The organism is Thermoanaerobacterium butyriciformans (genome assembly GCF_017874545.1).
Lineage (GTDB): Bacteria > Bacillota > Thermoanaerobacteria > Thermoanaerobacterales > Thermoanaerobacteraceae > Thermoanaerobacterium > Thermoanaerobacterium butyriciformans.
Genome location: NZ_JAGGLT010000010.1, coordinates 35,498 through 59,293, shown reverse-complemented (window position 1 = coordinate 59,293; position 23,796 = coordinate 35,498). Strand labels below are relative to the sequence as shown.

The 23,796-nt window shown below is 34.8% G+C and carries 20 protein-coding genes; 17 read left to right on the top strand and 3 right to left on the bottom strand.

Annotated elements, in window-relative coordinates; genetic code table 11:
- Positions 1-46 precede the first annotated feature (46 nt).
- The gene (locus J2Z80_RS05595) at positions 47-865 is read right to left on the bottom strand and encodes a histidinol-phosphatase (RefSeq protein WP_209453511.1); all 819 of its coding nucleotides are present in this window, start codon (positions 863-865) and stop codon (positions 47-49) included.
- A gap of 867 nt (positions 866-1,732) precedes the next feature.
- On the opposite strand from J2Z80_RS05595, the gene pyrG reads away from it, so the two are divergent.
- From pyrG to J2Z80_RS05575, 4 genes are all read left to right on the top strand, one after another.
- A complete protein-coding gene (gene pyrG, locus J2Z80_RS05590; protein WP_209453510.1) occupies positions 1,733-3,331 on the top strand; it encodes a CTP synthase in 1,599 nt (532 codons plus the stop codon).
- 81 nt (positions 3,332-3,412) lie between these two features.
- The gene (gene mntA, locus J2Z80_RS05585) at positions 3,413-3,835 is read left to right on the top strand and encodes a type VII toxin-antitoxin system MntA family adenylyltransferase antitoxin (protein WP_209453509.1); all 423 of its coding nucleotides are present in this window, start codon (positions 3,413-3,415) and stop codon (positions 3,833-3,835) included.
- Positions 3,825-4,256, top strand: a complete 432-nt coding sequence (gene hepT, locus J2Z80_RS05580; protein WP_209453508.1) for a type VII toxin-antitoxin system HepT family RNase toxin — start codon at positions 3,825-3,827, stop codon at positions 4,254-4,256. The genes mntA and hepT overlap by 11 nt, the downstream gene beginning before the upstream one ends.
- Positions 4,257-4,289: 33 nt before the next feature.
- On the top strand, positions 4,290-5,330 hold the full coding sequence (locus J2Z80_RS05575) for an acyltransferase (RefSeq protein WP_209453507.1): 1,041 nt from the start codon (positions 4,290-4,292) through the stop codon (positions 5,328-5,330).
- A gap of 7 nt (positions 5,331-5,337) precedes the next feature.
- Here the strand turns inward: J2Z80_RS05575 and J2Z80_RS05570 are convergent, their stop codons facing one another.
- Entirely contained in the window at positions 5,338-6,198 is an 861-nt protein-coding gene (locus J2Z80_RS05570; RefSeq protein ID WP_209453506.1) for a polysaccharide deacetylase family protein, read from the bottom strand.
- Positions 6,199-6,409: 211 nt separating this feature from the next.
- Here J2Z80_RS05570 and J2Z80_RS05565 point away from each other — a divergent pair, with 211 nt between their 5' ends.
- From J2Z80_RS05565 to J2Z80_RS05520, 10 genes are all read left to right on the top strand, one after another.
- Positions 6,410-7,948, top strand: coding sequence for a DUF4127 family protein (locus J2Z80_RS05565; protein WP_209453505.1), 1,539 nt, complete (start codon positions 6,410-6,412; stop codon positions 7,946-7,948).
- Positions 7,949-8,289: 341 nt separating this feature from the next.
- On the top strand, positions 8,290-10,695 hold the full coding sequence (locus J2Z80_RS05560; protein ID WP_209453504.1) for an S-layer homology domain-containing protein: 2,406 nt from the start codon (positions 8,290-8,292) through the stop codon (positions 10,693-10,695).
- Between the two features lie 266 nt (positions 10,696-10,961).
- Positions 10,962-11,639 (top strand): response regulator transcription factor, encoded by a 678-nt coding sequence (locus tag J2Z80_RS05555; protein WP_209453503.1) that lies wholly within the window; start codon positions 10,962-10,964, stop codon positions 11,637-11,639.
- The gene (locus J2Z80_RS05550; RefSeq protein ID WP_245301167.1) at positions 11,636-13,009 is read left to right on the top strand and encodes a HAMP domain-containing sensor histidine kinase; all 1,374 of its coding nucleotides are present in this window, start codon (positions 11,636-11,638) and stop codon (positions 13,007-13,009) included. The genes J2Z80_RS05555 and J2Z80_RS05550 overlap by 4 nt, the downstream gene beginning before the upstream one ends.
- An 85-nt stretch (positions 13,010-13,094) precedes the next feature.
- The gene (locus J2Z80_RS05545) at positions 13,095-13,994 is read left to right on the top strand and encodes an Rpn family recombination-promoting nuclease/putative transposase (protein WP_209453502.1); all 900 of its coding nucleotides are present in this window, start codon (positions 13,095-13,097) and stop codon (positions 13,992-13,994) included.
- A gap of 141 nt (positions 13,995-14,135) precedes the next feature.
- Positions 14,136-14,711, top strand: coding sequence for a Uma2 family endonuclease (locus J2Z80_RS05540; RefSeq protein WP_209453501.1), 576 nt, complete (start codon positions 14,136-14,138; stop codon positions 14,709-14,711).
- 152 nt (positions 14,712-14,863) lie between these two features.
- On the top strand, positions 14,864-16,471 hold the full coding sequence (locus J2Z80_RS05535) for a glycosyltransferase family 39 protein (protein ID WP_209453500.1): 1,608 nt from the start codon (positions 14,864-14,866) through the stop codon (positions 16,469-16,471).
- A gap of 268 nt (positions 16,472-16,739) precedes the next feature.
- Positions 16,740-18,932, top strand: a complete 2,193-nt coding sequence (locus J2Z80_RS05530; protein WP_209453499.1) for a glycosyltransferase family 39 protein — start codon at positions 16,740-16,742, stop codon at positions 18,930-18,932.
- Positions 18,933-18,976: 44 nt separating this feature from the next.
- Positions 18,977-19,942 carry a glycosyltransferase family 2 protein gene (locus J2Z80_RS05525; protein ID WP_209453498.1) on the top strand — a complete coding sequence of 322 codons (966 nt, stop codon included), beginning with the start codon at positions 18,977-18,979 and terminating at the stop codon, positions 19,940-19,942.
- Positions 19,920-20,330 (top strand): GtrA family protein, encoded by a 411-nt coding sequence (locus tag J2Z80_RS05520; RefSeq protein ID WP_245301166.1) that lies wholly within the window; start codon positions 19,920-19,922, stop codon positions 20,328-20,330. Before J2Z80_RS05525 ends, J2Z80_RS05520 begins: the two co-directional genes overlap by 23 nt.
- Here the strand turns inward: J2Z80_RS05520 and J2Z80_RS05515 are convergent.
- A complete protein-coding gene (locus tag J2Z80_RS05515; protein WP_209453496.1) occupies positions 20,317-21,252 on the bottom strand; it encodes a hypothetical protein in 936 nt (311 codons plus the stop codon). The two genes, J2Z80_RS05520 and J2Z80_RS05515, sit on opposite strands and share 14 nt — an antisense overlap.
- A 380-nt stretch (positions 21,253-21,632) precedes the next feature.
- Between J2Z80_RS05515 and J2Z80_RS05510 the strand changes: the two genes are divergently transcribed.
- The 3 genes from J2Z80_RS05510 to J2Z80_RS05500 are packed head-to-tail and all read left to right on the top strand — an operon-like array spanning position 21,633 to position 23,793.
- Positions 21,633-22,457, top strand: coding sequence for a DeoR/GlpR family DNA-binding transcription regulator (locus J2Z80_RS05510; protein ID WP_209453495.1), 825 nt, complete (start codon positions 21,633-21,635; stop codon positions 22,455-22,457).
- Positions 22,405-23,337 carry a 1-phosphofructokinase gene (gene pfkB / locus J2Z80_RS05505; RefSeq protein WP_209453494.1) on the top strand — a complete coding sequence of 311 codons (933 nt, stop codon included), beginning with the start codon at positions 22,405-22,407 and terminating at the stop codon, positions 23,335-23,337. The genes J2Z80_RS05510 and pfkB overlap by 53 nt, the downstream gene beginning before the upstream one ends.
- 6 nt (positions 23,338-23,343) lie before the next feature.
- Positions 23,344-23,793, top strand: a complete 450-nt coding sequence (locus J2Z80_RS05500; RefSeq protein WP_209453493.1) for a PTS sugar transporter subunit IIA — start codon at positions 23,344-23,346, stop codon at positions 23,791-23,793.
- Positions 23,794-23,796 lie beyond the last annotated feature (3 nt).

Genomic DNA, 23,796 nt, shown 5'->3' with positions numbered 1-23,796 from the left:
ATACGGCAAAAGGATAAGCTGACGCTTATCCTTTTAGCGTTTATTTTTATATCTTATATGGTATTCTCTTTCTCTTGTCAAAATAATTAAGAGTGTCGATCCCAAATGACTTCACATATTTGTAAGCTTTGTCAAAATCCCTTGCTACATCTTCCGGTGTATGTGCATCAGAGTTTACAAGTATAGGTATGTCATATTTTTTAATCATGGACATTATCTCTTTAGATGGATAGATTTCTCCTACAGGTTTTCTCCAACCTGCTGTTGAGACTTCTACGGCTATCCCGGTCTTTGCTATATTTTTAATATTTTCTTCTATTTTATCATAAATTATCATTGTTGGTCTGTATTTAAATATTTTTACTAAATCAATATGGCCTATAAAATCAAAGAGTCCTGTTTCAGCCATCTTTTCAACCATATTAAAATACTCTAAATACACAGAGTCCACATCGCATGACTCCCAGATATCAAGGCACTCGTCAAGATCTATGCCCCAGTCACCGATCCAGTGTATAGAGCCAATCACATAATCCCACGGATAGGGCTTTAAGAAATCTTCCAGTTCTTTTTCCTTACCTGGTATATAGTCTGCTTCTATACCAAGCTTTACAGGAAGCCCCATGGCCTTTGCCTCATTTATAAGTGATACATACTCATCGATGTCTTGTCCACTGTATTCTTTGACCCATTTACCTCTAAAACCGTCGCTTCCAAATGCGCCGTATCCTTTATCAAATCTGTATCCATGCTCTGATATACCTATCTCTCTAAGGCCTTTGTCTAATGCCGTATCTACAAACTTTTTAAGCCAATCAATCGTGTACGGTCCTCTTTCTATGTGTACGTGATAATCTGATGGCATATATTTTCCCCCTTTACATTGATAAACTAATTATAATATCAAAACAAAAACATTGCAATAACTGAAGAAAACGTATGATATAATAAAGATAGCCTCCAAGAAGGGAGGTGAAACAATGACCACTGGCGGCAAAAGGCGGAGAAAAAACCGCCAAATAGACTGGTACAAAATCACGGAAATACTGCTTAAATTATTGGAGATAATAATTAAGTGGTACACGAAGTGATATGTACATAGTCGAGAAAAAGGTGAGGGCAGCAGCCTCACCTTTTTCTATAAACAATGACCACTGGTTTTAAATTTGTCTACATATATTATACCATATTATTTTATTTTTCAAACATTTTTTAGTAAAAACATTGCAATAACAGGTAAAAACGTATGATATAATAGTATTAGCCTCCAAGAAGGGAGGTGAATATTGTGACCACAGGTGGCAAGAGGCGGAAAAGAAACCGCCAAATAGACTGGTACAGAATCATGGAAATACTGCTTAAATTATTAGAAATAATAATTAAGTGGTACACGAAGTGATATGTACATAGTCGAGAAAAAGGTGAGGGTAACGGCCTCACCTTTTTCTATACATTGTGACCACAGGTTTTAAATTTGTCTATATATATTATACCATATTATTTTATTTTTCAACCCCCTTTACATTCAAAAAAATCTCATATATAATATAAAAGTATTTATATTGTTGGGGTGTTTTTAATGTGCCATTATCGAAAAAAATTTAAAAAAACATCTAAAAATTAAAGGGATAAGAGTCTCTATTTTTAAGAATAGAGATTTTTTTAATGCCTTTCACTTAATTAAATGCATTTTGTGTTCGATATAAGATAAAATAAAAAATGAGGTGAGACCATGTCGAAGTATATATTTGTGACGGGCGGTGTTGTGTCATCATTAGGCAAAGGAATTACAGCAGCGTCATTAGGGAGGCTATTAAAAAGCCGCGGTATTAGTGTAGCAGTGATAAAATGCGATCCGTATATAAACATAGATCCTGGGACGATGAGCCCATACCAGCATGGCGAAGTATTTGTCACAGAAGACGGTGCAGAGACGGACTTGGATCTTGGCCATTATGAAAGATTTATCGATATAAACCTTACAAAAAGCAGCAATATAACGACAGGTAAGGTGTACTGGTCTGTTATATCAAAGGAAAGAAAAGGCGATTATTTAGGTGCAACAGTTCAGGTAATCCCCCACATTACAAATGAGATAAAAGACAGGATAAGGCGAGTAGGGAAAGAGCAAAATGTGGACTGCGTCATCGTAGAGATAGGTGGCACTGTAGGTGACATAGAAAGTTTGCCGTTTTTAGAGGCTATAAGGCAGATAGGTGTTGAAGAAGGAAAAGACAATGTCATGTTCATACATGTCACACTTGTGCCGCACCTCGGAAAGACCGGTGAACTTAAGACAAAGCCTACACAGCACAGCGTAAAAGAATTAAGATCCATTGGCATACAGCCAGACATGATCGTCTGCAGGACAGAATTTCCTCTTACAGAAGATATAAAAGAAAAGATAGGCATGTTTTGCAATGTAAAACCAGATGCCGTCATTGAAAATATTGACGTAGACTCCATCTATGAAGTCCCATTGGAGCTTGATAGGCAAAAAGTAGATGAATACGTCATAAATAGGCTTAATCTGCCAGCAGGTGAGCCTGATCTTAAAGAATGGAGAGCATATGTTGAAAAAGAGAAAAATCTGAAAAAAGAAGTAGAGATAGCTTTAGTTGGCAAATACGTCGAACTGCACGACGCGTATATAAGCGTTGTAGAATCGTTAAGACATGCAGGAATATACAACGACGCCAATGTAAAGATAAGGTGGGTAAACTCTGAAAATGTAAATGACGATACGGTTGACGAGCTTTTAAGAGGTGCAAAAGGCATCCTGGTGCCTGGAGGATTTGGCGATAGAGGTGTAGAAGGAAAGATAAGAGCTGCCCAGTACGCCAGAGAAAACAAGATACCGTACTTAGGGCTGTGTTTAGGCATGCAGTGTGCGGTGATAGAATTTGCGAGAAATGTAGCAGGACTTAAAAACGCTCACTCTACAGAGTTTAACGGTGCTACGCCATACCCCGTCATAGACCTTATGCCTGAGCAGAAGGACATAGATGAAAAAGGTGGCACAATGAGGCTTGGCGTATACCCTTGCAAGCTAAAGGAAGGTACAAAGGCTTATGAAGCTTACAAAGACGAGCTTATATATGAGCGCCACAGGCACAGGTACGAGTTTAACAACGAATATAGAGAGCTTCTCACGTCAAAAGGACTTGTCTTATCAGGTTTGTCGCCAGATGATAGGCTTGTAGAGATAATAGAAGTAAAAGACCATCCATACTTTGTGGCATCACAATTCCATCCGGAATTTAAATCAAGGCCATTAAGACCACATCCATTATTCAGGGATTTTATAGCTGCAGCATTATCAATGAAATAAGGATCCACATTTGGGTCCTTTTTTGATTTGCACCTTTTTTGTGATATAATGACAATGAAAATTAGTAAATTGGTGATAATTATGAGAAATTTAACAAATATCAAAAAACAGATTGATTTGCTTGTAGATTATATAAAACAAAATCCTAATATATTAACTTTGTATATCTTTGGATCGTATGGGACGGAATATCAAAATGACAATAGTGACATTGATTTTGCCGTTTTATATGAACGTATGCCAAGCCTTAATGATGAGCTTTCATTAGAAGTAAAATTTTCAGAAATATTAGGTACAGATGATATAGATTTAATAAATCTAAACAAAGCATCTCTTGAGTTTAAACATAAGGTAATCTATACAGGCGATCTATTGTATTGCAGAGATTATTTAAAATTAGCCGATTTTAAAGAAAATGTTTTTAAATTTTACGGTGATTATGGAATAACAATGAAATTTTTTTACGACGATTATTTGAAAGGACTGAAAGAAAATGCCCTATGATATTGAAAAAATTCTAAAAAAAATAACTATTATAAAAAATTGCATAAAGAATCTTGAAGAACTTGCAAATTTAAAACCAAAGGAATTTGTATCAGATTTTATATATTATGACTCTGCTAAATATAATTTGCAAATAGCTATAGAGGCGATGATAGATATAGGAAATCATATCATATCAAGGAATGGATTAGATTCCCCAAAAACTTATGCTGATACTTTTGAAATTCTAGGGAAATACAATATTCTGCCTATTGATATGGTAAATACATATAAGCAAATGGCGAAGTTTCGCAATAGAATCGTACATTTTTATGATGATGTCAATGAGGAAGAAATTTATAGTATCCTACAAAATAATTTAATTGACTTTAAAAAATACATTAATTCTATAGGTGCGTTTTTAGGTCAGAAACTAATATGAGTTGCACATGATATTTTTCAAGGAGAGAGATTAATGACAAAATCACGGATAGACGAGATTGATGTATTGAAGGGCATATCTATAATAGCGGTTTTGATGATACACACGACGGGTAGTGCAGTATCTACATTGGATAAGTCATCTACATCATACTTAATTTTCGCATTTATAAATAGGTTTTCACAGTTTGCAGTTCCAGCATTTGTATTTGCTTCAGCCATGCTTCTTATGTACAATTACGGCAATGGGTGCGATTGGAAATTATTTTATAAAAAACGGCTTAAAAACGTATTGCTGCCATATATTGCTTGGACAATGATATACGGTGCATACCTGTACATAATACACCATGTGCCATTAAAATCAATATTGACTATTAAAAATATCCTGTTTGGTGGCATGTTCTACCATCTTTATTTTATAGTCATAATAGTACAACTGTATGTTTTGTTTCCTGTACTGCTTTATATATACAAGCTTATAAATAAAAACATATACACAATTTTAATATCTATTGTAATATTTCAGATAGCAGATATATTTTTATTTAAATACGTCATAAGCAGATATTACCGAAATTCTGGCGATCTTTTTATAACTTATATTTCATTTATAGTTGCAGGTATGTATGTTGGTGAAAACATACATGAGTCAGGGAAATATCACCATAAAAAATTACTTAATTCGTTTTTTGCTGTAATTTTATTTGGCTATCTTTTTGTTGACATATCACTTAAGGCATTTGCTAATAAACAGATAGATTCTAATCTGTACAATATTTATTATTATACATTTACGCTCGTAGCGTCATTGTTCTTTTTTGCTCTATCGGCAAAAATATTAAATTATCATAATTTAAGTTGGTTATTGGTAAGCACAGGCAAGTTTTCATTCGGGATATATTTGTCACATCCGCTCTTTTTAGATGTGCTAAATCACTTTTTAAATACAGGCAATCAATATCTATACGATATTTACATAATAATGACATTTATTATAATTTATGTAGTGTCATATGTTTTCGCGATGCTTATTAAAAAGTACAAATTTTCTGCGGTTGTCGTCGGCAAATGATGCTTCATCACTTTCCTTCATACATCTCTATCTTTTTTAATATATCTTCACCTGTATCGGTGTTTTTCACAGTTATACGCTTCACTGCATATGTGTCGCCTTTATATACATTGACGCCTTCCTCCATAGTAAATATCACTTTATATCCTAATGAAGCTGCTACGTCTTTTGATGTTTCACTACCGACACCATAAGGGTAAGCTAAAGCAATAACTTCTTTCCCTAAATTTTTTTCTATTTCCATTTTTGCTTTTGAAAGATCATTCTTTATCCTTTCTCTGTATTCATCCATCGTTTCAAGTTTCCCATTTACATCTATAGGACCTGACAGCATAGGTATATCATGATTTCCGCTTTTTGCATACCTGTGAGAATCGTATGTATGGCTTTCAATCTCCATCACACCATTTGAAGACATCTCTTTTGCCTCAATCCAGTCAAAATGCGGATATGGAGTGATTACTTTGTTGGTAGGCGATGGCACATTTTTTACTATTACGTTTATGACACCTTTATATCCTATTTTTTTAAATAGCGGATATGCGTAAGTGTAATTGCCTAGATAGCCGTCATCAAATGTTATAAGTATAGGCTTCTTTGGAAGCATTTTGCCGTACTTCATAAAATTATAAAGGTCTTCCACAGTGATAGTCTGATATCCGTGATTTTTAAGATACATAATCTGCTTCTCAAAGTTTTGCGGAGTGACAAGCACACCGTTTTTATTTGGAGGGATTTTGCCGTCGTATATATTGTGATACATAAGGACCGGGACGCACTTTTTTAAGTTTTCTGCCTTTTCATATCTATAAAAACCAAATGCGGCAATTATCATTATCAAAGATAAAATTATTGCAAATTTCTTCAATTATTTCACCTCGCAATAGCATTATATCATAACTTATTGTAAAATAATATAGAAAGCTATAACAGTGCATAGATGGTGACAACCGAACGTACGAAGCTAATTGATGATATATGTGATAAGCGGAATTTGTGAGGGTTGATAAATTTTTCAGGAATAATATTTCTTTAGCAAATGATAATTGATAAATTTCCAAGAGGAGAAATAAGCAATAATGAAGCGATTTTTTATAATTTTACTGATATTTTTAATAACGATGAATATAGCCATCGTTAAGACTTCATATAAAGATGATATAAAGTACGTATCAAAAGATAAAATAGTATTTGTTCCTCTTGATACAAGACCTGTATCGCTTCAAAATGTAGAGATATTGGCAAAGGCAGGAGGAAAAGAGCTTTTAGTGCCACCTATTGATGCACTTGACGATTACAAGAAAAAAAGCAATCAAGATATGATTTATGATTGGCTTAAAGGCTCTGTAACAAGGCCTGACGTAAGTGCTGTTATAATATCTACAAATCAATTTATATCAGGGGGGCTCATAGCATCACGAAATTATTTAAACGACATGTCATATAAAGAAGGCATTGAAAGATTAAAAGAGATTATGAGCTTGTCAAATGGTAAAAGACTTGTATTGATCTCTATAATGCCACAGGTAGCGCCTGTGCTTTATCAGCAGGATACAAAGTATGTTCAAAACAGCACTAATATAGAATATTATAATGAAGTAAAAAAAGCCATATCAGAAAATGATGCAGAAATGCTGAATAAGCTGAAATCCCGCATGCCATCCTATCTATTTAACTACATGTACGTAATTGCATCAGAAGTGCTTATAAATGAAGAAATCGCATCGAATTTAAAGCCAAATGTCACTTTGACAATCGGCCTTGACGATACTACAATGAAAAGCATGCTTAAATACTCGTATGACGATCTAAAAAGTACCATAAAAGGCTATAAGAATATTTATATGCTTCATGGTGCCGATGAGATAAGCATGATGACGGTGGCTAAGATATTAAACGAAGAAAAAAGCTTCAGGCCAACGTATAAAATAGTATATGAAGAAAATGGCGATGAAAATAGTTATCTGTCTTACGAAGGCGGGACAGTAAGAGAGATAACAGAGGAGAAAATAGACTATGTGGGAGGAACTGAGTCTGACAATGCAAAAAATATTATTTATATTCACATGCACAAAAATAATAAAACAGGAATAAAAAATGTAGTTAGTAAATATAAAATTAGTGGACAAAATTTTGGCGTAGCAGATGTAGCCAAGACAAATGGAGGTGATAAAGATCTTGTAGAACAGATATTTAAAGATAAACTTATAAAGCTTATTGATGCATATTCTGGCTGGAACACCCCCAGCAACTCTATAGGGACAGTAGTAGCAGAGTTAAGCATAAAATCATATATTGATGCGAAAAAGGATAAAAAAGACTTAGAAGAAAGACAGAAATACTACTATGCATTTACATTCATAAGATATGCTGATGACTACATATACCAGAGCATAGTGAGAGATGCGATGCAAAGCTGGGCAAATTCGAATGGCATAAACCAAGATAATATAGAAAATAAAGATGAAGCAGATGCAGCGCTAAAACAAAAGATGAAACCGTATCTTGATACGCTTATGTTCGTATACGCCGATTGCGGCATTAAAATAAAAGGTGCAGATGTAGAATATCCATGGAACAGGATGTTTGAAGTAAAAGTTGCACCAATTTTGGACTAAAAATTTAATAATTTGTTAATAATTTTATGTTAAATTTAAGAAGGATATTTTCAAAGTTTGTCGTATATATCTAATTATGCACTAATAAAATGAAAATTTGTCATAAGCGTAATTTGTGAGCGATGATAAATTTTTAGAATTTATTGGCTATAAAATTATTGTTAATCAATTATTACAGAATTATTACAAAATGGTAACATTTATTGACTTCATGATTGACACGATGATATAATAAATTCAGGTTGGCAAAGAGCCACCTTACATAGTCAAAAGCTTTTTGGAAGGTACCACCTTTCAAAAGAAAAATATAACATTATATATTAAGGAGGAGGATTTATTCCATGAAGAACCTTAAAAAGTTAATAGCAGTGGTTCTCACTTTCACACTGGTGTTCAGTGCAATGGCAGTAGGCTTTGCAGGAACATTCTCAGATGTGAGTGATAGTGCACCGTATGCGAGTGCAGTTGCACGCCTGCAATCGTTAGGTTTAGTATCAGGTATGCCAGATGGCACATATCAACCTGATGGTGCTGTAACAAGAGCACAAATGATTGCATTTGTAAATGCAGCAGAAGGCTTACAAGATGCTGCTAAGTTGGCAGTAGGTCCAACAAAGTTCAGCGATGTTCCAGCTAGCTATTGGGCATCAGGCGATATAAATATTGCTGATCCAAGTGGTTATCCAGATGGAACATTTAAGCCTAACAATACAGTAACATATCCAGAAGCTCTTGCATTAATATTAAGAGCATTGGGATATACAGCAGATTATTCATGGCCATATGGTGTAATAGCTAAAGCTACAAATGTTGGCATAACAAATGGCGTTACGCTTTCAGCAAATGCAACAATAACACGTGGCCAAATGGCTATGCTTGTTAACAATGCATTGGATCTCGACATCAATAAATATGTTGATGGTGCAGAAAGTGATACAGGGAAAAAATTAATAACAAAAGTTGCTACACCTACAGAATACATCGTTTTAGCTACAGCTGATCAGACAAGTGATGTAGCTGCAGGAAATGTAGAGCTATATGACGTTTCTGCAGGAAAAGAAGTTGTAAAGAGTGCTGGTAACATTGATTTTACACCATATGTTGGTGAAGATGTTAATGTATATTTCACAAGTACTGGTACTCCAGTATTAGTGGAAGAAAATACTAATAATACAAAGACATATACAGATGCTACTATAAAGAATGTAACAACAACAGGCGATGTATATGATAGCGATGGAAATGCAACAAATGTTTCGTTAAAGAATATTCAATATATTCTCTATAATGGATATTTGACAAACTGGAATGCGTTAAAGACAAAGACATTACCAGCGAGCTTTGATGTTAAATTTATAGATAACAATGGAGATAAGACATATGATTATGCAGTTGTAACTGGTTATGATTATGCTGCAAAATTTGTTACAGCTAATGTTGTAAGCGGTGCTAAGTATATTGCAACGGACAATGGTAACTATACATTAGTTGATAGTAGTGGAAATGCATATCATTATACTGTAACAGGTGACGTTTCGAAGTTAACAGATATCAAAGCTAATGATGTTGTTTACTATGGTAAGCAATATGATGCGGATGGCAATCAAGTTGGCGTATATCTATATGTTGTAAGACAGACTGTTTCAGGTACAGTTCAAGCAACATATAATGATGGCTCAACTAATTATATAACAATAAATGGAAAAGACTATGAGAATTTAACAGGTAAGACATTTAGCGCTGGTGATACTGTAACATTAGCACTTGATAAGGATGGTAATGCATTAAGATACTTAAGTGGTTCAATAACAACTACTTCTAACTATGCATTAGTTCTTGATAGTGTGTATGGTTCGGCATTAACAGCTAAGGTTAAGTTATTACTTCCAGATGGAACTACAACGACATATAATTGGGATGATACTCTCAATGGCAGCACAGCAAATAGGAATATAACAGCAAATGGTCTTGTCAGATATGAATTAAGCTCAGATAAAACAGTTGTAGAAAATGTTTATGATACTGATATACCATCCGATGGTATTAAAATTAACAACAGTGTAACAGGAGCAACTTCGATTAATACTACAGCAAAGACGATAGCTATTGGTAGTACAACATATTATCTAAATGATAATACAGTAATTTATAATTACAATTCAACTGATGATAGTTATTCAGTTGTTAAATTAGCTGATATTAACAGTATAAGTGGTGTTCTAAAGATTGCGTACGATCAATACAATAATGTAGAAGCTGTTGTTCTTAAAGATGCATCATATAGTTCAACAGATACGACTGATGTTGTAGGTTTTGTAACAAAAGCTTACAAAGTAACAACTTCAGATAGTTCATTTACAAGAATAACAGCATTTGTAAATGGACAGAGTGTAACATATGATGCAACAAAAGATCTAGGCTTGACAATAACAAGTACAAGTGGCAATGCTCCATATACTTTGACTGTAGATAATAATACAGGAAAAGTAACAAATGCAGTTCCAGTTTCTTCTGTTGTAACTGCAACAGTTTATACATCAAATATAAATACTGTTAACATGACATTAAAGGCTGAAAGTGCAAGCAATGGTCAGTTATATTATCAATTAGCGCCTGGATACGAAGTAGTACATCAGAATTCAGATAGCACATATTCTTTGAAATATGTATCTGATATAACAGGTAATCCTGCATCAGTAACATTATATCTTGATGCAAATGGCAGAGTTGCTGTTATAAAATACTAAACCCTAACCAAAAGTCCTCCTCCTTCGGAGGACTTTTTTCATGTTTAATAATATGTTAGGCCTTAAGTTTACTTATGTGATTTATATATTTCTATTTACATCGAAGCATGGCGATCTTCCTTTTAAGATTATTCGCCATGCTTTTTTATTTTCACACATCCTTCACATAATTTCTTTAAAAATTCTCGATAATTTTATGGTAGAATAATAATTAAAGTAGGATTATTGTGACTTTGAGTTGTGCCTACTATTACGAGGTGATAAGATTGCCTAGAAAGATATATCTTGTAGAGGATGAGAAGAGCCTGAACCTTCTCTTGCAGAAGTACCTTGAGAGGGAAGGTTACAGTGTTACTACATTTTTTGATGGAAGTACTGCTATGGATAGGATAAAAGATTTGCCAGATCTATGGATACTTGACATAATGCTTCCTGATGTAGATGGATATGAGCTTATAAAAGCTATAAAAGAGCACAACAAATCTACGCCTGTCATATTCATGTCTGCCAGAAATGAAGAGCTTGACAGGGTAGTAGGCTTAGAGCTTGGAAGCGATGATTACCTTTCTAAGCCATTTTTGCCTCGGGAGCTTGTCATTAGGACAAACAAGCTTATGGAGAGAATATATGGGAAAGAAGAAGAGAAAAACGATGACCCTGTATATGTAGGTGAATACAGGCTGAGCGAGAAGCAAAGAACTGTTTTTGAGGGAGATAATGAGATACAGCTTACAAATAAGGAGTTTGAGCTTTTTTGTTATCTTGTGAAAAATAAAAATATAGTGGTATCTAGGGACCAGATATTGAATAACGTGTGGGGCGAGGATTATTTTGGCTCTGACAGAGTTGTAGATGACACTATAAGAAGGCTTAGGAAAAAGGTTGCTAAGTTAAATATAGAGACCGTATATGGTTACGGTTATAAACTGGTGTGTAAATCATGAAGATATTTAGATTTCGTTCGCTTGCAATGAGAATATGGATGACATTTACTGCAGTTATCCTGATTATAATTTGCAGTATATCAGTTTTGTACCTCTTTGCTTTCAGGAAAGTAGAAGAAAATAATAAGATACAGGACTTGAAAGTTTCACATGAGATGCTTATAAAAAATGATAATTTCAGCGGAGGTTTTAATAATTTCAGTAGATTGAGAAATTTAAAGGGCGGGGACAATTTCATTGTAGATTTTGATACAGCTAATAGACCTTTAATCATAGACATAAACCATAGAGAGCCTCCACCTGATCCACATTCGCCTTCATTTAATACAATGAGCGTAAAGCTTTGGATGTCCAGCTTCATAAAAGGTGGCACTATTAAAGAGAAGCTGTATAAAGAAGTCTACAACAACATGCAATATTTCTTCATAATAAGCACTGTAAATTATGATTCATTCAATAAAGCTTATCTTGTATCATATGTACCAAACATTGTTGACAATACTATTCTTTATTTGGTTATAGCAATAGGAATCATATTTATAATCATTGGCTTTTTTGCTTCGATAATTGTGGCTGGATACATCGCAAAGCCGCTTAAGAAGCTGGAAGAGTACACTATGAGAATCGCCCACAAAGACTGGAAAGAGCCGATAAATTTAGAAAGGGAAGACGAGATAGGTATGCTGGCAAATTCCATGAATATGATGCAGAAAGAGCTTAAAAGGGCAGATGAAGAAGAAAAGATGTTTTTGCAAAGCATATCACACGATCTAAAGACACCTGTGATGGTGATAATGAGCCACGCAGATGCCATAATAGACGGTGTGTACATCGATTCATTGGAAAAGACCGCCGGCATAATAAAGGACGAAGCGATAAGGCTTCAAAAGAAAATAAACCAAATGCTTTATTTGAATACTCTTGATTATGTGCTGGAGAATGACAGCAAAATTGACTATATAAATCTAAAAGATCTCGTGAACAACATAATAAGCAGGTTTGAAATCATAAAAAGCGATATTGAGTGGGATTTAAGCTTAGACGAGGTGATAATAAAGGGCGATAGGGACAAGATAGAAGTCAGCATAGAAAACATCCTTGACAATGCTTTAAGGTATGCTAATGAAGTGATAAAAGTGACACTTAAAAAGGACGGACAGTATGCTTATCTAGACATATACAATGACGGTCCTAAGATAGATGAAAAGCACATGAAACATATATTTGACAGGATGTACAAGGACAAGACGGGAAATTTCGGTTTAGGACTTGCCATATCGAAGAAAATCGTAGACTTCTACAATGGTGAGATAAAAGCTGTAAATAGGGACAAAGGCGTAAGCTTCATAATAAAGTATCCTTTAAAATAAAAAATGGAGTTTGATGCAAATCTATTCTTCTTTAGTTTTATATGATATAATGATTATGAGAAATTAAAGAAATGGAAGGAAGAATATGAGCCAAAACTATGATATTACAATGAAAAATATTTTTTCAGATATGGCAGATGACATAATGAGCTATTTTTTGGGACTACAATACACGAAAATCGACGAATTAAATATAGAATTTGCAAGAATAGAACGCAGAGACAGCGACATGATATTCAAATGCACAACAGACAAAGGAAATGTGGCTGTGCACATAGAATTTCAATCAGAAAATGACGGAAAAATGCCTTACAGGATGCTGAGATATTCCTTGGAGATAATGGAAAAGCACAATCTCTTACCATATCAGATAGTTGTTTATATAGGAAAAGATAATGTGAAAATGGAAAATAGCTTAAGCTACGACTTTGGAGAACAAAACACACTGAACTATAAATACAAGATAATAAATGTTGGCGACATAAAATATACTGATGTTTTAAATACAGATTATTATGATTTATATTCCCTTCTTCCATTGATGGATCAAAATAGAAGGAAAGAAGAAGGGGAAAAATATTTAGAAAGATGTGTTGAAGCGATAAAAGATATTCCATTAGATATAAACAAAAAGAAAGACATAGCGTTTAAGGCAGAGATATTATCGGGTATAGTTTATAAAAAAGAAGTTATTGAGAAAGTTTTTTCGGAGGTGGTAAGAATGTTTAGGATTGAAGAATCAGAAACATACAAAATGATAATAGAAAAAGGCATAGAAAAGGGTATTAAAGAAGGTATTGAAAAAGGCATAGAAAAGGGTATTAAAGAAGGTATTGAAAAAGGTATAGAAGAAGGTATTAAAAAGGGTGCAAAAGAAGAGAAAATTGCAATAGCTAAAAAGTTATTAAAAAACAGCATGTCTATCGATAAGATAGCAGAGATTACAGAGTTATCAGAAGATGAAATAAAAAAATTGATGAATTAAAATATTTTAATATATTTTTAAAAAGCATGATGCGTAATAGGTAAGATATCATCGTGCTTTTTTTATTATGAATTTACAATTAGTGGTATAATTATTATAAAAGGATGTGGATAGTTTTGTTATTAAAAGAGGTGAAAAAATATGGCAGTTGCAGATAAAGATGAACATATAAAATACACATATAAAGATTATTTGAGCTGGGCTAATGATGAGAGATGGGAGCTTATAGAGGGAGTTCCGTATAATATGAGTCCATCACCGACGCGGAAACATCAGAAAGTTGTAGGAGAATTATTTGCCTCTATCCATAATTATCTAAAAGGAAAAACTTGTGAAGTTTACAGCGCACCATTTGATGTAAGATTGTTTGCTGAAAATGTTAGTGATGATAATGTGACAAATGTAGTTCAGCCTGACATAGTGATAGTGTGTGATCCAAGTAAGCTGGATGATAAAGGCTGTAAAGGAAGCCCAGATATGATTATAGAAGTAGTTTCTCCTTCAACGTTAAAGAGAGACTTAAAGGAAAAGTTCTATTTGTACGAAAAGGCAGGAGTAAAAGAGTATTGGATCGTATTTCCTGATGAAAAAACTGTACTTTCTTACTATTTAGGCGAAGATGGTAAATACCAAAGACCTGAAGTATATTCAGAAGAAGACAATATAAAGGTTAGGATTTTTGAATCTTTGGAAATCCAATTGAAGGATATCTTTTAGAATTAAAAAAATGTGTGGTTTTTGTGAAGAAAAGCAACCAGCGTATGCTGGTTGCTTTTTTCACACAGAAATCACACATTTTTTTAATTTTTTTGCAACATTTAAGTTTTATAATTTCTTATAGGCAGAATAAAAGAAAAGGAGAAGTGGCGATGGGCAAAAACGTGGTAAAGTACAGCTTGGCGTTTGTCTTGATTTTTTCAGTAATTTTAAGCGTATACGCTCTTTACAATTACAGTGTAAGCACAGAGGGGTTTAGGGGAAATTTTCAGCATAATTTTACACAAGGCAGCACGAATAGAAATTGGGGCAGTGGAAACACAAATCAAGGTGTTTGGCAGAGGAGCAATCCGCCTCAAGGAAATGCACAAAGTGGGCAGTCCCAATGGCAGATGCCTCGCAGTAGAGGAGATTTTGGGGGATTTAGGGGAACATCATCCAAGTACGGCGTGTATATAATGGTATATTCGGCAATTGTGTTTTTGCTGTTTATTTTAAGCTACTACGCTTTGAAGAATAAAAAATTGAAGTTGGACTTTCAAAACGATAAATTTATCATACTGGCACTATTTTTGATAGGGTTTTTCATGCGACTTTACATAGCTGCAACCATTGAAGGTTATTCAGGTGATATAGGGCTTTTTAGAAGCTGGGCACAGTCTGCATCACAGGACATCTTAAACTTTTATAAAAATACTCCAAGCTGTGATTATCCACCGCTTTACATCTATGTGCTTTATTTAATAGGCAAGATAGCTTCAATTGGAAATCTATCGCATTACTACAACGTGCTATTGAAGCTTCCATCGATTTTAGCTGATGTTGCGTCATCTTACATCATATACAAGATTGCTAAAAAGCATTTTACAAAAAACGTAAGTGCATTTATATCAGCTTTGTACATCTTTAATCCAGCTGTATTTATAAATTCATCTGCGTGGGGACAGGTAGACTCTTTCTTTACGCTTCTTATAATAGCAGCGGTATATTTTCTGTCGGAGAAAAAGATTGGGCTGTCATCGGCGTTTTTTACTGCAGCGGTACTGATGAAACCGCAGGGAATCATATTTGCACCTGTCTTGTTTTTTGAAATCGTCAATGAGAGGAGTTTAAAAAATTTTTTAAAGGCTTTTGTGGTATCACTGGTTACGGCAATTATCGTCTTAGCACCGTTTGCCATAGGTCAAGATCCTTTGTGGATATTTAAACTGTATGAAAAGACTATTTCAGAGTATCCATACGCATCAGTAAATGGCTTCAATTTCTACGGATTGATTGGAGCAAACTATGTGAATTCCAGCACAAAATTGTTTGCATTTAGCTACAGCACATGGGGCTTTATCTTCATAGTTTTGGCAACTTTATTTTCTTGGTTTATATACATTAAAGGGAAAAACAGCAATCTAGCATATCTTTCTGCCATTTTACAGATTGCTTTAGTATTTACATTTTCTACTGGGATGCATGAAAGATACCTATTTCCTGCTGTAGCGTTAGCAATATTAGCATTTTTGTATGTAAAAGACATAAGGCTATTTGGACTGTATGTTTTATTTAGCATAACAAGCTTTTTAAATATGTACTACGTCCTGTTTGGAAACTTAAGAAATTCTTTTGGTTTTATACCTATGTTAGTTTCATTAGTAAATGTAGTAATTACCGTCTATCTTGCAAAAGTATCTTATGATGTGGCCGTATCAAATAAGATATGCGCTGTTGATTTGGGTTTAGAATCACACGAAATTCACACAACTATTTGAAACTTATTCGATATTTTAAGGGTATATTTATAAGCGATAAATTTCATGCAAGTATGACGTAATTTGTAATTATTTTATAAGTGAATATATTGCGGAGTGTTCGTTAATGTATCCGAAGTTTTGCGTGTGAGCGAAAGCTAATCCTAACAACGCATAGACGGCGTTAGCAAAACGAGCGAAGTGAATCGAAGATACATAAAGCACGAAGCTTATATGAGCGATAAAATTATTACAATTAGTTACAGCAAAAAAGGATTGGAGGATGACTATGAAAAAATTGAAGTTTAATAAAGATTCTATAGGTTTATATTTAATCTTGCTATTATCAGCAATATTGAATTTTACCAATTTAAGTATTGAAGGATATGCAAATCAGTATTATGCAGCAGGCGTAAAAAGCATGACCATGAGCTTAAAGAATTTCTTTTTTGTATCATTTGACCCCGCAGGGTTTGTATCAATCGACAAGCCGCCACTGGGATTTTGGATACAGGCAATTTTTGCAAAGATTTTTGGATTTAGCGGATGGAGCATTATACTGCCGCAGGCTATAGCAGGCGTCATATCAGTAGCGCTTATATACATCCTCGTAAAAAGGTATTTCGGCAAGACAGCGGGGCTTATATCAGCATTAGTTTTAGCAGTTACACCGGTCTTTGTTGTAGACAGCAGAAACAATACGATAGATAATCTGCTGGTCATGACATTACTTTTTGCGGTTTTAGCACTTCTAAAAGCTTTAGATAGCGGGAAATTAAGATACCTTATATTAAGCCTAGGTTTGGTTGGAATAGGATTTAACATTAAGATGCTTCAGGCATATATGGTAATACCTGCAATTTATCTAACATACCTTTTAGCATCAAAAATTCCTCTAAAGAAAAGGATTGGGCACTTAGCTTTGGCAACTGTTGTTTTGCTTGTTGTATCACTTTCTTGGGCAGTGATAGTTGACATGACTCCTGAAAGCATGAGGCCTTATGTAGGCAGCAGTACAAACAATTCAGAATTAGAACTCATAATAGGTCATAATGGGCTTGAAAGGCTTGGGCTTGGCAAAAACACTGGGTTTGGTGGCGGCCACATAGGAAATTTCAATGGCGGAGAATTTAGAAGAAACTTTAGCGGTTACAGTGATCAATTTAATGGCCAGTTTAATCAAGATACAGTGGAGAGAAGCCAGAGTAACAATTCTCAGGGAATTTCAGTAGATGCTGTATCAAGTGCTACTAAGAATAGCAACAGTTCAAATGGTAATCAAAATAACACTCCACCTATAAACCAAGGCAACTTCCCAGGATTTAACGGACAAAATGTACCAAATCCAAACTTTGCAGGTGGCAATTTTGAAAGACCAAATGGCAATAAAGGTGGAAGGGGCGGTCTTTTTGGAGGACAGGAAAAAGCTAGCATATTGAGGCTTTTTTCAAATAACAGCTTGTCTGACCAGATAATATGGCTTTTCCCATTGGCCATCTTCGGATTTTTAGCAGAACTTTTAAGAAAAAGGCTTAAAAGGCCATTTGATGACGGTAGGAAATTATCCTTGATACTGTGGATTTCATGGCTTGTGCCTGTATTTATATATTTCAGCTTTACAACAGGTTTATTCCATCCGTACTATTTGACGATGATGGCACCACCTATAGCAGCTTTGACAGGTATAGGTATTGTTTCAATGTGGGAGATGTACGAAGAAGGTGGTGTAAAATCATGGCTTTTGCCTCTGTCGCTTATAGCTGATGGCTCAATTGAGCTTCTCATATTGTATTACCACTACAATATATCTAACCTTACAAAATACATCATGTTGGTTGTGGCAGTGCTTTCTATTGGTTCATCGATAGTTCTGTCATTGATGATTTTTGCAAAAAATAGCAGACTTAAAGTCAAGAAGGCAATGCTTATAGCTGGTATAATAGGTCTTCTAATAGCACCTACTGTCTGGTCAGCTACAACGCTATTTTATCCAATGAACAGTACTATTCCAACAGCAGGATTGGAGCTTGCATCAGATGGAAATAGAATGGACTTTGGCGGTGGTAATGTGGACAGTACCACAAATTCAAAGCTTATAAGCTTCCTTGAAAAAAACAAAGGAAATGCAAAATATCTATTAGTTGTGTCATCATCACAAAGCGCCGATAGCATAATTATAAAGACAGGAGAACCTGTGATGGCACTGGGAGGCTTCTCGGGCTCTGACAATATCTTGACACTTGCTCAGTTTAAAGAGCTTGTCAAAAAAGGTGAAGTAAGGTATGTAATGACAGGCGGAATGGACAGAGGTTCCAACAGCGAGATAATGAACTGGGTAAGAGAAAATGGTAAACTTGTGCCAACTAGTGAATGGAGCGGTACAAATACAACACAGAGTGATAATGGCTTTGGAGGATTTGGAGGATTTGGAGGAAGAGATTTTGGTGAGCTTTACGATCTTAAAGGTGTCGATGTCAACTGACATTGACACCGGCTTTATAAATTTCAGAGAAGGAAGGAGTATATATGTCGGATAATATAAAGTATTCCATAGTTGTACCGGTATACAACGAAGAACTGCTTATTGAAGAATCTTACAGACGTCTTAAAAAAGTCATGGATACAACAGGTGAATCATATGAATTAATATTTGTAAATGACGGCAGCCATGATAAGTCGGCAGAGATACTTGCCAATATATGTGAGAATGACAATAATGTGAAGCTTATAAGCTTCTCTAGGAATTTCGGCCATCAGACGGCTATAACTGCCGGCATGGACAATGCAAAAGGGGATGCTGTCGTCGTAATCGACGCAGACCTGCAGGATCCACCTGAGGTAATACTAAAGATGATTGAGAAGTGGAAAGAAGGATACGATGTTGTATACGGCAAAAGAGCTGAGAGAAAAGGGGAGTCTTTCTTTAAGCTTTTTACAGCAAGGGTATTCTACAGATTGCTAAAAAGCCTTACAAATGTAGATATACCTGTTGATACAGGTGATTTTCGCTTGATAGATAGAAAAGTATGTGATGTAATGAATTCTATGACATCAATAAAAGAAAAAAACAGGTATATAAGAGGACTTGTAAGCTGGGTAGGCTTTAAGCAGATAGGAGTAGAATACGTAAGAGATCCGAGGCTTGCAGGTGAAACCAAGTATACATTGAAGAAAATGCTGAAGCTTGCCATGGATGGCATAACTTCATTTTCGTATGCGCCGCTTAAGCTTCCACTAAATATAGGGATTTTTTTAACAGCAGCAAGCGTTATCTATTTTATAGTTGAGCTTATACTTAAAATTGCCGGAATAAAAATATCTATCTTAAACACAGCTATGGCAGTAAGTATCCTATTAAGTGGCATAAACTTTGTAGTCTTAGGCGCATTTGGAGAGTACATCGGCAGAATATATGACGAGGTAAGGGATAGACCGTTGTACATTATTGCGAAGAAAGTAGGGTTTGATGATGAAGATGGAAAAACAAGATAAAAGGTACAATAGAAAAAATGATTTATTGCAGTTTGTAAAGTTTAATTTAGTCGGCATTGTAAATACTTTAGTTGACTTTGCAGTCTTTACAGTCCTTACATTTTTTGGGGTGTACTATATGTTATCTCAAGTTATATCATATAGCTGCGGTGTTGTAAACAGTTTTATCATGAATAAATATTGGACGTTTGGTGCAAAGTCGACTCCGCATGGAGATGAGATATTGAAGTTTATCGCAGTCAATGTAGTGTCACTGGGGGTATCCCTTACTGTCCTTTATCCATTAAAGCCACAGTTAGGTGTATTTTCTGCTAAAATAATTGCTACATTGTTTTCGATGATGGTAAATTTCTTAGGTAGTAAGCTTTGGGTCTTTAAAAAGGCTTAGTCCTTCTTCGAGATACTTCTAAAAGCTTTCTCTCCAGCTCATCTACATCATACTTTCTCTGCGGATATGAATTGAAGTAGTTTCTAGGTGCCGTATTTGACGATGCGGCATCTTTTAGTATTGATTTGTCTTTTAAGTAGTTTTGAATGACTTTTTCTAGGAATTTTGCAGGATATTTTATGTCTTTCCCTTTCATGCGGGCTATACACAAATTCATCTCGTCATCTGTAAGATGATACTTGTCTTTAAGCATATCTTTGTCTATGTACTTAGGCGTATTTTCACTTTTTAGATGCATTATATCATTGATATGATTGATGGATTTACTTTTAATATTAATATCTATCATATCATTCATATCTGATATGATCATATTGTCTTCACTTTTTGAAAATGGAATATTCTCAATGCTTTGTATCTCTTTTACATTTTCAATATCTGAAATACGGCTTTCAGTTTTTTTATCTGTATATTCATTTTTGTCGATGTAAGGAATATCATTAAAATCACTACATGTCATATTTTGCCAATCACAAAATTCTGTTATTCTACCGTTTTCGTCATATTTGTACGTGACGCCATCAATGGATGTATTTTGTCTTAATGTGTAGTATTTCTTCTGACGCAATTTGTCTTCATTATCGACGTAGCATACCAAAAATCCGTCTTTTATGGCATTTTTCAAGCTTTTACTTATGATGCCTGTAGATAGACCTGTGCCACTGTCTATTCTTTTGCCTTTTTCGTATTTTCCTTTCTGTATTTCATCTATAGTAAGTTTTACTGGAATGCACTTTCCATTCTTTATTGTATGCTTTGCGATGTACATTATGATTTTTAACTGTGAACCGGATATTGAAGATAGACTTTCAAAAAAATTCTTTGGCACTATTCCGTATTCTTCCTTAAAACCATTTATCATTTTTTAAACCCCCATTTTCATTTTTAAATAGATATTAAATAGATGTTGCTTGAAAAATATTATTATAAGCGAACGATTAATGGAGTTTTCGTGATATATCACGATGAATGTAGCGCAGTTTGGCGTATGAGCGAAAGCGAAAGCCGTCACAACGCATAGACGGCGTTAGCCAAACAAGCGAAATGAATCGCTGATATATAGAAAACGAAATTTGTGAGCGTTAATAATATTTTTCGAATTTTTCCAAGGTACATTTATAATATAGTAAAAAAGTGAAAATCTTATATATAGGCAATTGACAAAAAAACATTTTCAATGTATAATCATAATTAAGCAAAATCAATCAAAAATTATCATCTATTTTGAATGGATGTGATTGGATGTTTGGGGAAGAGCGCAGGATGAAAATAGCCGAGATACTAAGCAAGGATAAAAGCATTACGGTGTCTGAGCTTAGTGAGATCTTAGGCGTGTCAGAATCAACCATAAGAAGAGATCTAAAGATGTTGGAGATAGACGGGTTTATACAGAGGACACATGGCGGTGCCATATTGAATACGCATACACATTATGAGCCATCTTTCGTGGAAAAAGAAGATTATGAGCTTCCGTCGAAGATGAAAATCGGAAAAATTGCTGCGTCTCTAATCGAAGAAGGCGACTCGATAATACTGGACGCTGGCACTACTACGCTGATGATTGCAAAATCCCTTCAAGACATACATCTTACGGTTGTTACGAATTCGCCGTTAATTGCGATAGAATTATCAAGTTATCACAATATTGAACTTATTGTAACAGGTGGTATAGAGAGGCTTAATACAAAGGCGCTTGTAGGACCTATAGCTGAAATGGTAATTAGAAATTTCAAAGTAGATAAGGCTTTTATTGGTGCAAATGCAGTATCTTATGAAAACGGCCTTATGACACCAGACATCATAGAAGCAAATACAAAAAAGGCCATGATTGATGTTTCGAATGAGGTTTACGCTGTTGTTGACCATACGAAATTTGGTAAGAAATCTTTCGTGAAATTTGCCGATATCGGTGATATAACGGCCATTATTACTGACGATGAACTGGACTATGAGATAGTGAAGAAGTATGAGCAGGTAAATGTGGATGTATTAAATTTTGGAAAGGATGTAGCAGATGATAACGACAGTAACCATAAACCCGGCGATAGACAGAACATTGATAATTGATGATTTTAAGGTTGGTGCAGTAAACAGGGTATCAAGGTCTATTATAGATGCTGGAGGAAAAGGGATAAATGTAGCTAAGAATTTAAAAAATCTAGGCAATGACGTAGTGTGCCTTGGCTTCATGGGGCCAAATGGGAAATACATTGAAGATGTGTTGAATAAATTAGGAATTGAGTCTCATTTCGTGCCAATCAAAAGCGATATAAGGATAAACATAAAGATAGTTGATGAGATAAACCATTCATATACTGACATAAATGAAGCTGGGCCAGATGTCTCCCGTGGCGAAGTGGAGAAGTTAATTTCGAGCATAAATGAGCATGCCGATTTCTCAAATGTGATTGTTTTATCTGGTAGTTTACCACCAAGCGTTGACAAAAGGTTTTACGGATATGTTATTGAAAAAATCAAGAAAAAAGGCATAAAAGTTATACTGGATGCCGATGGAGATGCTTTGAAATACGGCATTGAGGCAAAACCCTACATGATAAAGCCTAACATACATGAACTTTCACAAATTGCAGGGAAAAAACTTGAAAGCAAAGATGAAATAATTGAAGAAGGAATGAAGATTATTGAAAATGGTGTTTCAATAGTTGCTGTGTCGATGGGCGGCAAAGGCAGTCTCGTTTTGACAGACGAGAAGACATATTTTGTAAAACCTATAAAAGTCGATGTAAAAGGTACAGTAGGTGCAGGTGATGCATATGTTGCTGGATTCACTCATGGCATCTATAATAATCTGGCTATAGAAGAAGCTATAAAGATGGCATCATCTGCATCTACATCAGTTATCATGAGGGAAGGCACTAAAGCTTGTTCTTTAAAAGATGTGGAAAAACTTAAAGAAAAAGTTGAAATTGAAGTAATAGAAAGGTGATAAACGATGATTGAAGAAATACTTGATAAAGACATGATGATATTTGATTTGAAATCAAAAGACAAATTATCTGTATTGAAAGAGCTTATAAAGCCATTGGCAGCAAAAGGAGCCATTGAGGACGAAGAAAAGTTTTTGGAGGTGGTGCTAAAAAGAGAAGAGGAGTACTCTACAGGCATTGGAATGGGTGTTGCAATACCGCATGGGAAAAGCAGCTTAGTGAAAAAGGCGTCATTAGTTTTTGGGAAGTCGAAAGATGGCATAGACTATAATTCCATGGATGGAAAACCAGCATATCTGTTTTTTCTCATTGCAGCACCTGAGGATTCTGACAATTTGCATCTTAAGATTTTAGCTAAGCTTTCAAGGTCATTAATGCATGAGGAGGTGAGAGATGAACTAAATAAGGCTGAGACTTACGAGGATGTCATAAATGCTTTCAAAAAATATGAGTAAGGG

Bases quoted from the DNA above. Each gene is read 5' to 3' on its own strand.
- J2Z80_RS05595 (WP_209453511.1), bottom strand. From the start codon at position 865: ATGCCATCAGATTATCACGTACACATAGAAAGAGGACCGTACACGATT.
- pyrG (WP_209453510.1), top strand. From the start codon at position 1,733: ATGTCGAAGTATATATTTGTGACGGGCGGTGTTGTGTCATCATTAGGC.
- mntA (WP_209453509.1), top strand. From the start codon at position 3,413: ATGAGAAATTTAACAAATATCAAAAAACAGATTGATTTGCTTGTAGAT.
- hepT (WP_209453508.1), top strand. From the start codon at position 3,825: ATGCCCTATGATATTGAAAAAATTCTAAAAAAAATAACTATTATAAAA.
- J2Z80_RS05575 (WP_209453507.1), top strand. From the start codon at position 4,290: ATGACAAAATCACGGATAGACGAGATTGATGTATTGAAGGGCATATCT.
- J2Z80_RS05565 (WP_209453505.1), top strand. From the start codon at position 6,410: ATGAAGCGATTTTTTATAATTTTACTGATATTTTTAATAACGATGAAT.
- J2Z80_RS05560 (WP_209453504.1), top strand. From the start codon at position 8,290: ATGAAGAACCTTAAAAAGTTAATAGCAGTGGTTCTCACTTTCACACTG.
- J2Z80_RS05550 (WP_245301167.1), top strand. From the start codon at position 11,636: ATGAAGATATTTAGATTTCGTTCGCTTGCAATGAGAATATGGATGACA.
- J2Z80_RS05545 (WP_209453502.1), top strand. From the start codon at position 13,095: ATGAGCCAAAACTATGATATTACAATGAAAAATATTTTTTCAGATATG.
- J2Z80_RS05540 (WP_209453501.1), top strand. From the start codon at position 14,136: ATGGCAGTTGCAGATAAAGATGAACATATAAAATACACATATAAAGAT.
- J2Z80_RS05535 (WP_209453500.1), top strand. From the start codon at position 14,864: ATGGGCAAAAACGTGGTAAAGTACAGCTTGGCGTTTGTCTTGATTTTT.
- J2Z80_RS05530 (WP_209453499.1), top strand. From the start codon at position 16,740: ATGAAAAAATTGAAGTTTAATAAAGATTCTATAGGTTTATATTTAATC.
- J2Z80_RS05525 (WP_209453498.1), top strand. From the start codon at position 18,977: ATGTCGGATAATATAAAGTATTCCATAGTTGTACCGGTATACAACGAA.
- J2Z80_RS05520 (WP_245301166.1), top strand. From the start codon at position 19,920: ATGAAGATGGAAAAACAAGATAAAAGGTACAATAGAAAAAATGATTTA.
- J2Z80_RS05515 (WP_209453496.1), bottom strand. From the start codon at position 21,252: ATGATAAATGGTTTTAAGGAAGAATACGGAATAGTGCCAAAGAATTTT.
- J2Z80_RS05510 (WP_209453495.1), top strand. From the start codon at position 21,633: ATGTTTGGGGAAGAGCGCAGGATGAAAATAGCCGAGATACTAAGCAAG.
- pfkB (WP_209453494.1), top strand. From the start codon at position 22,405: ATGATAACGACAGTAACCATAAACCCGGCGATAGACAGAACATTGATA.
- J2Z80_RS05500 (WP_209453493.1), top strand. From the start codon at position 23,344: ATGATTGAAGAAATACTTGATAAAGACATGATGATATTTGATTTGAAA.